8 protein-coding genes are annotated in these 8,442 nt (G+C 45.7%); 4 read left to right on the top strand and 4 right to left on the bottom strand.

The features are described from left to right. The 4 genes from ACJ751_RS29275 to ACJ751_RS29260 form a co-directional block, all read right to left on the bottom strand. On the bottom strand, positions 1 to 1,830 hold a 1,830-nt coding region (locus ACJ751_RS29275), incomplete at its 3' end, for a SusC/RagA family TonB-linked outer membrane protein (RefSeq protein WP_407749092.1). Between the two features lie 152 nt (positions 1,831 to 1,982). Further along, positions 1,983 to 3,056, bottom strand: coding sequence for a FecR domain-containing protein (locus tag ACJ751_RS29270; protein WP_407749091.1), 1,074 nt, complete (start codon positions 3,054 to 3,056; stop codon positions 1,983 to 1,985). A 70-nt stretch (positions 3,057 to 3,126) separates the two neighbouring features. Further along, complete coding sequence (locus ACJ751_RS29265; RefSeq protein WP_407749090.1) at positions 3,127 to 3,690, bottom strand: RNA polymerase sigma-70 factor; 564 nt, start codon at positions 3,688 to 3,690, stop codon at positions 3,127 to 3,129. Positions 3,691 to 3,835: 145 nt separating this feature from the next. Continuing rightward, positions 3,836 to 4,342, bottom strand: coding sequence for a YybH family protein (locus tag ACJ751_RS29260; protein ID WP_407749089.1), 507 nt, complete (start codon positions 4,340 to 4,342; stop codon positions 3,836 to 3,838). A 229-nt stretch (positions 4,343 to 4,571) separates the two neighbouring features. Between ACJ751_RS29260 and ACJ751_RS29255 the strand changes: the two genes are divergently transcribed. From ACJ751_RS29255 to nuoC, 4 genes are all read left to right on the top strand, one after another. Next, positions 4,572 to 5,003 (top strand): CBS domain-containing protein, encoded by a 432-nt coding sequence (locus ACJ751_RS29255; RefSeq protein ID WP_407749088.1) that lies wholly within the window; start codon positions 4,572 to 4,574, stop codon positions 5,001 to 5,003. A 114-nt stretch (positions 5,004 to 5,117) separates the two neighbouring features. Next, on the top strand, positions 5,118 to 5,549 hold the full coding sequence (locus ACJ751_RS29250; RefSeq protein WP_407749087.1) for an NADH-quinone oxidoreductase subunit A: 432 nt from the start codon (positions 5,118 to 5,120) through the stop codon (positions 5,547 to 5,549). A gap of 294 nt (positions 5,550 to 5,843) precedes the next feature. Next, complete coding sequence (locus ACJ751_RS29245; RefSeq protein ID WP_407749086.1) at positions 5,844 to 6,482, top strand: NADH-quinone oxidoreductase subunit B; 639 nt, start codon at positions 5,844 to 5,846, stop codon at positions 6,480 to 6,482. A 6-nt stretch (positions 6,483 to 6,488) separates the two neighbouring features. Continuing rightward, positions 6,489 to 8,237: an NADH-quinone oxidoreductase subunit C/D gene (nuoC, locus tag ACJ751_RS29240; RefSeq protein WP_407749085.1), complete on the top strand. Its 1,749-nt coding sequence runs from the start codon at positions 6,489 to 6,491 to the stop codon at positions 8,235 to 8,237. Positions 8,238 to 8,442 lie beyond the last annotated feature (205 nt).

Below are 8,442 nucleotides of genomic sequence, written 5' to 3'. Positions count from 1 at the left end.
TGAACGGGTGATCCAGTATCCACCCTGGCGGTCGTATGAAAACATGCCTTCCAGCTTTAATCCTTTTGTCAGCGCATCGAGTTTGTAACCCATTACGAAGGAGCCGTCGAGGTAATTGTCGCGCTGATCGAGATAACCGGTCTTTGACAATTCGCCGAGCATATTGAAACGATAGGTTTGGGTACCGAATAACATGCCTTTGGGAAAGTTTACGTTATAGGCTTTATTGCCGGGATTGTCGTTGCTTTCGAGTATGATGGGGTAAATAGGTGGCTGGGTATTGGCAATTTCTATAACCCGGTTGGCGGTAGTGCCCGGTGCATTGCGGTCGGTGATGCGGGCGCCCAGGATCAGCGAAGCATACAGGGAGTTCGTGATGTCGACATCTATATTCGACCGGAAGTTATACCGTTTAAAAATGGCTTGTGTTTTATAGGCATCGCTTACGGTTTGTTTATAGTTTCCATTCTGTTGAAAATAATTGCCCATAATAAAGTACCGGGCCCTGTTGCTGCCGCCCTGGATGGTTAAGCTGTAATCCTGTTGGACGCCGGGTTTAAAGGCGTAATCAAAATAATTGATATTGTATCCCAGTCCGTCGGAATTGTCGCCTTTGGCGTGGCGGAGATTATCAATTTGTTCGGGTGTGAACAGGTTCAGGTTGGAAGGCGATACGCCGGGATTGTCATTTATTTTCGCCTCGTTGAACAGCGTGGCATAATCGGCAGAGCCGAGGTATTTGGGAAAATGAATAGGGGTATTGATGCCATCGGAGATCTTGAAATTAAGCGCGGCTTTTTCAGATGCTTTTCCGCGTTTGGTAGTAATAACGATCACGCCATTAGCGCCGCGTACGCCAAATACAGCGGTTGCCGAAGCGTCCTTGAGTATAGTGAAGCTTTCGATTTCATCGGCGCTTAAATAGTTTAATGAACGTTCTACCCCGTCAACGATCACAATGGGCCGCGCATTGCCATACGTACCAATACCGCGAATGTAAAGATCGCTGATGTCTACACCCGGTTCGCCGCCGGCAAACTGGTTAGCATTCAGCCCGGGCAACCGGCCGGCCAGGGCATTGGTTAAATTGGCTGTGGGACTTTGTTGCAGCTCACGGGATGAAATGGCCGCCACAGCGCCGGTTACCGTCATTTTCTTTTGCGTGCCATAGCCAACCACCACTACATCTTTCAGGTTTTGCGCATCTTCTTTTAAGGTAACGGCCAACGCGGCGCGGCCCTGTAGGGTAACGTCCTGCGACTGGTAACCAATAAAGGAGAATACAAGGGTGGCTTCTGCATAAGGAACGGTAATGGAAAAACGCCCGTCCCGGTCGGTAGTAGTGCCTGTGGAGGCGCCGCGCACCATTACCGATACGCCTGGCAGCGGCATTCCTTTGTCGTTGAGTACCTGGCCACTTACCGTTAAAGGCGGGGACGTTGCATCAGGCATAACCTGCTCAACTGTTTTTTTTTGTCCTGCAGGTGCATTGTACAGCAGGATCTGTTTTTCATCAATAACATTGAAGTTAATACCAATGGGGGATAGTACTGTGGTGAACAACTCTGCAAGTTTCCTGTTGATTAATTTGCAGGAGACTTTTTTGTTCAGGTTAATGATATCGCTGCTATAAATAAAAGCTACACCTGTCTGGTGCTGAATTTCCCGAAGCAGTTTTTTTACTTCTACCTGTTCCAGGCTAAGCGTGATCTTTTTCTCCAGGATATTTTGCGCATTGGCCTGCACGGTATTGCTGCAGGTAATGATAAGCGCCAGTTGCCACAATAGGAGGCGGGCAACGATCAGGGAATGCAATCGTTTTTTTCTCATAGTAAAGTTTTTTTAGAACAATAAGGTGGTTTGCAGTTGTTGGTTTAATTGATGCAATAGCAGGCCCCGCCGCATTATGCAGCGCAACACATACCGCAGGAGGCCCGGTATTCCGGTTTAACAGATTTTAATGATGAATAATAATGATCCTGTTATGGATTACCAGTTCTGGTATCTTTTATGATTATTTGCGAGCCGTTTATCTCGTAAGTAGTTTGCGTTGTTTTACAGATATATTCCAGCTGCGAAAAAAGGCTATACTTTGACAGGTCGCCGTGAAAGTGGCGATTACCCAGTTGTTCCGTCTCGGTTTTAATAACAATGCCATACACATCGCTCAATGATTGTAACACATCGTGTAACAAGGCTTCTTCAAAATTAAGCGAAGGACCGGATGTAGGGGCGCTGACGTCAGGTTGCGGGGTTATTTTTTGCAGGGGCTTCGGATCATCAACAATGCCGGTGATCAGCAGATCCGAGGCGGCATTATAAGTGACTTTTTTATTTCGGGTCAGTAGTATACCTGCTGTGCTATCCAGTGCGGTATTCTCTTGCTGTCTGGGCTGCCGGTATACAAGCACCTTTCCGGTTACAACCGCCACCTCTATATTCCGGTCTGTATGTTGTTTAATTTGAAAACTGGTTCCCAGTACTTCAGTTGTTAAGCCATTATTCAGGTGCACTTTAAAGTGTTTGGCCGGATTGTGATACACGTTAAAAAATGCACTTCCTTTTAATGTCACTTCCCGGGTAGTTCCGGTAAAAGCCGGTGGATAATACAAGATGGCGCCGGGTTGCAGCGTGATCCGGGTGCCATCTGCCAGTTGCATCCTGCGGATGTTGGTGGTTGAATTCACCACGCTATCGTAGCTATCCCTGTCCCGTGCAGCCACCCGCGACTGGTTAATGACGGTTTGATGCCGGTACAGCAAAACAACGGTTGCTATTAACCCTGCTATAGTGGCGGCTGCGCTTACCCGAAACCAGGTACGTGCGGTTACCGGTCTTAATTTCGTTGGTGTAGTAGCTGCTGGCATTGCCTGCAGGTTGGTATGAATAGCCTGCCACATTCTGGCTTCTATCAGCGATCTGTCGGCATCTGACAAATGCAGATCACTGTTATGGACCATTTTTTCGTACCATTCCAGCACCAGCTTTTCTTCTTCTTCCGTGCATTCACCGGCAAGATACTTTTGTAATAAGCGATCAAAGTTCGACTGGCTCAATTACGGTGTTTTATATATGACGTTAGGAGGGAAGCGATCCCTAAAGATGGGAAAAGAATTTTTTTGCCGGTTATAACAGGGTAAACCAGGTGTTCAGATAATTACGTAAATGCTGGCGCAGGAGTTTGAGCGAGCGGGTAATATGATATTCAACCGCTTTTTCGGTGAGCTGCATATGGCCGGCAATTTCCTTTACGGATTTATGTTCGTACCGGCTTAATTTAAATATGGTTTGTGTTTTTTCGGGCAGCTCGTGCAGGTGATTTTCGATAAGCACCAGTAGTTGTTCCTGGTCCGGTTCTTCTTCCATGGAGCTGCTGGCTGAAAGTGGTTGATAATTAGTAAGGAATTTATTTTTTAGCGACTGCTTGCGATGGAAATCGATCACCATATTCCGCAAGGATACGGTAAGGAAAGCGCCCCAGTTCTTTACTTGCAGCGAAGCGCGGTTGCGCCATATTTTTTCAAACAGGTTTTGTACCAGTTCTTCCGCGTCGGGGGCAGAGCTGGTATATTTAACGGCTACGCAATAAAGCTGATACCAGTATTTTTTGTACAGGGTTTCAAAGGCAGCTATGCCATCCCGTTGCAGGGAAATGTTATTTTCAATATGTGATGAAGAGGCGGCACACATATGACAGGATAGGTTTTGCTGTTAATTTACTTTGAATGTATGTGTTTTTCGTCAGATAAAAAACGATTTTGCTAAAAAATATAAACGGGTCTTGGGAATATCTGCTATTCCTGTGAAATATAATATTGAAGAACAGGCATATTATTTACTTCTTCATTGGCATATTGCTGTTGCCGATATCCCGGTAAATTTTCCAGCCGCCATTTTCGGGTTTCCATACCACTACATATTTGCCTTTGTCAAGTATTTTATTGTCATTACCCATCATTTCATACATACCGGTTTCTACCAACAGCTCTGCATTGCCTGTCAGATCAACGGTGGTAACCTTTATTCCTTTTACACCTGCTCTGATGGCGCCGCCCCAGCCGGAAGTAATGTCTTTTCCTTTCATTGGTTCGCTGTTATCGAACATTAACCAGGCATCGGGACCATAATGAGCAGCCAGGGCATTGGAGTCGCCTTTTTTCATTTCTTCCTCAAATTTTTTGTTATCACTTTCAATCCATTCCTTTGCTTTGGCCAAATCAAAAGCAGGAGCAGTAGTGTCGCTCATTTTATCATTGGGCGCTTTTACGGTGGGTGCCTGCTGACAGGAAGTGATAAAGCATATACTTCCTGTTATAAGCAGAAGAATGCAATACTTTTTCATGTTGTTATTTTCTACTAAGGTAGGAGCTTTGTATGCCTCAATGGATCAAATGTGATTGCTGTCAGGTTTTACTGCTTAAGAATTGGTTCCGGGATCCCGCCTTGTTAACTCGTCAACTTTTCCACTCTGTCAATTCTCTTAGTGTTCTTTCTTCCCGGTTTCGGGATTAATTTTTTATTTAATAAAAATTGAATAACTTAACAGTACAATAGCTCTTAAAACTATTACCATGGATACGGTAAGAGATATACTGCAAATCAAAGGACATGTGGTATACACGGTTAATCCGGAGAGCTCCGTATACGAAGCTTTAGAAACACTGGAATCGAAAAATCTCGGTTCCCTGGTAGTTTTGGAAGAATGTGGTAAACTGGATGGTATTTTTACAGAACGTGACTACGCCCGAAAAGTAATATTAAAAGGAAGATCCTCAAAAGAGACCAGGGTAATGGACATTATGACCGAAAGCCCGGTGTTTGTAACTCCTGATACAAAGATTGACTACTGCATGCAATTAATGACTGATAAATTTATCCGTCATTTACCTGTGCTCGAAGACAATGAATTGGTTGGACTCATTTCAATCGGTGACCTGGTAAAACACATCATCGATCAGAAAGATTTCATCATTCAAAATCTCGAACATTACATTACCAGTTAAAGCAACCAACCCTTTTTTGATCGTACTATTGGGGCAGTATGGCCATGTGCCGTTGGTTTAATTTATTTGGACGTTTATGCATGTCATTTACGCCCACCGGGGAAGTATTATGTTATGCCAGGAAATGAAATCCATAGTAATCATCAATTGTGGCCGTTGCTATTGTACGCAGGGATCGTATTCTTCCTGCTTGTTGCCATTCTTTTCCTGTCTTATATCTTAGGTCAACATCACCACGACCGGGCTACCGATAAGCCATATGAAGGAGGGATAGAACAAAGTGGTTCTGCACGACTTCGTTTTTCTGCCCAGTTTTACCTCGTTGCCATGTTGTTTGTAATTTTTGATGTAGAAGCGGTGTTCATTATTTTATGGGCGCTGGGCTTTTACGAACTCGGCTGGTTTGGCTATGCCGGCGTGGCCATCTTTATTGGTCAGCTGGTAGTGGTGTTGATCTATGAGTGGGGCATTGGGGCGCTGGATATTGGGGTGGATGGGAAGAAGATTTTAAGGAGGTATAGGGAGTTGACGGGGTTGACAAGTTGACGAGTTAACAAGTTGACCAGTTAACCAGTTGACCAGGAAGAAGGATGTTGATAGGTTGATAGGTTGATAGTGTTGATAAGGATGATAAAGGTGAAATGGGAACGAAGCAGGAAATAGGAGACAATAAGTGGAGGAGTGATAAGTTGACGAGTTAATGAGTTAAATAGGCTGAAAAATGGTGCGAGGCTGTATTGCTCCCCCTCCACCGGAGGGGGCCGGGGGGAGGCCCCGGAACAAACAACATAAATCTAAAGCTGTCAACTTTGAACTTTAAACTAAAAACTTTGAACTAAAATGAAATGGTGGTTAAGTAAAACGAATAATGCAACCGGTAATTTTTCCGGAACCGGCAGTATGGAAGAAGCCGTTAGCCAGAGTATTATGCTTACCTCCGTGCAAAGCCTGCTGGCCTGGGGACGAAAAAATTCTATGTGGCCTTTTCATTTTGGGTTGAGTTGTTGTTTTGTTGAAATGGCTACTGCCATCACCAGTAAGTATGACGTGGCCCGCTTTGGCGCTGAAGTGATCCGGGGTACGCCGCGCGAAGCCGATGTAATGGTGATTGCGGGAACAGTCTTTATAAAAATGGTACCGATTATAAAACGCCTGCACGATCAAATGATGGAACCCCGCTGGGTGATCTCGATGGGCAGTTGCGCCAATAGCGGCGGTATGTACGATATCTATAGTGTAGTGCAGGGTGTTGATAAATTTTTGCCGGTTGATGTATATGTGCCCGGCTGTCCGCCCCGGCCCGATGCGTTTATGCAGGGACTGGTGCTGCTGGCCGATGCCGTAGGAAAAGAAAAACGTCCTTTAAGCTGGGTCATCGGTGAACAGGGCGTTATCAGACCGCAGCTTTCTTCCATGAAAGATGTGAAACGGGAAGAAAGAATGAATATGGTGAACTTTAAAGGGGTTGATGAAGTATGATGTGTTATGGACGATTCAGATGTCATATTGCAACAATTGCAACGGGGGACAGGTGCTGATATCCTGTATCAGCAGAAAACGGTTGATGAGGTGCTCACCTGGTGGGTGTCGAAGGAGCAAGTTGTACGTGTTTTAGAATTCCTGAAAACAACCATTACCCAGCCGTATAGAATGCTATACGATCTGTTTGGGATCGATGAGCGCAACAGGAATCGCTTCAATGGGCTTCCCCTGGCCGATTTTACCGTAGTCTATGTGTTATTCTCGTTTGAGCGGAATGCGTTCATCAGGCTGAAAGTAGCATTACGTGGCGAGTATCCTTCCTTATATTCTATCACCGGTTTATTTAAAAATGCCAACTGGTACGAACGTGAGGTGTATGATATGTTTGGCATCCGCTTCAACGGACATCCGCATTTAACCCGTATTTTAATGCCGCTTACCTGGCAGGGACATCCTTTGCGCAAGGATCATCCGGCACGGGCAACCGAAATGGGTCCTTTTCGTTTGGATGACCTAAAGGAAGACCGCGAACAGGAAGCCCTCCGGTTCAAACCCGAAGAGTGGGGCCTGCAGGAGCATGGCGATGATTCAGATTTTATGTTCCTGAACATTGGTCCCCAACACCCCGGCACGCATGGCGTGCTGCGCATCATTCTGCAATTGAATGGGGAGGATATTGTAGATGCCGTGCCCGAGATAGGTTTTCACCATCGCGGCGCCGAGAAAATGGCCGAACGCCAAAGCTGGCATACCTACATTCCTTACACCGATCGGGTAGATTACCTGGGCGGCGTTATGAATAACCTCGCTTATTTATTGTCTGTTGAAAAGCTGGCAGGCATTGAACTGCCCGACAGGGCCATCTACATCCGGGTAATGTTGTGCGAACTGTTCCGTATTGCCAGTCACCTCGTTTGGTTTGGCACTTTTGCCCAGGACCTGGGACAATTGTCGCCCGTTTTTTACATGTTTACCGATCGCGAAAAAATATTCGACATCATTGAAGCTATTTGTGGTGGGCGTATGCATCCCAACTGGTTCCGCATTGGCGGCGTGGCGCAGGATCTGCCCAATGGCTGGCAACGCCTGGTGCAACATTTTGTCGACTATTTCCCGCCAAAGATCAAAGAGTATGAAAAGATGGTCATCCGAAATAGTATTTTCAAAGCGCGCACCAAAGGCATTGGCATTTATACTTTGGAAGAAGCAATAGAGTGGGGCGTTACTGGTCCGGGATTAAGAGCCTGTGGGTTTGAATGGGATTTCCGCAAAAAGCGTCCGTACGGCGGCTATGAACGATTTGAATTTGATATTCCCACTGCGCAAAATGGCGATTGTTTCGATCGCGCACTCGTACGGGTAGAAGAAATGCGACAAAGCCTGCGGATTGTAGAACAGTGTTTATTGAATATGCCGATAGGTGATTATAAATCCAGTCACCCGCTTACTACGCCCCCTTTAAAGAAATTCACCATGCAGGATATTGAAACCCTCATCACGCATTTTCTGAATGTGAGCTGGGGACCGGTGATCCCGGCCGGTGAAGCCATGAGTTGTATTGAAGCTACGAAGGGCGCCAACAGTTATTACTGCATCAGTGATGGCAATACGGCGGCCTATCGCGTGCGCATCCGCACCCCGTCATTCCCTCATATGCAAATGGTGCCGTATATCAGCAAAGGGTATACGGTGAGTGATCTCTTAAGCATATTAGGGAGTATAGATTTTGTTTTGGCTGATATAGATCGTTGAGTTGACCAGTTAACAAGTTGACGAGTTAACAAGTTGACGTGGAAGAAAAAAGTCAGGAAGCCTTTCACGTTTCGCGGTTGACGTTTCACGATTAAGCGGGGCCAAAATTGCCGATTCACGATTCACGATTGCCGATAATAATATGATATCACAAAAAATAGATAAAGAAGTTTCAAAACAAGATAATACTGCGAAGTATCAGCAG

Source organism: Niastella sp. (assembly GCF_045805085.1).
Lineage (GTDB): Bacteria > Bacteroidota > Bacteroidia > Chitinophagales > Chitinophagaceae > Niastella.
Note: the sequence above shows the minus strand (reverse complement) of the source record. Positions and strands in the feature narration are given on the sequence as shown.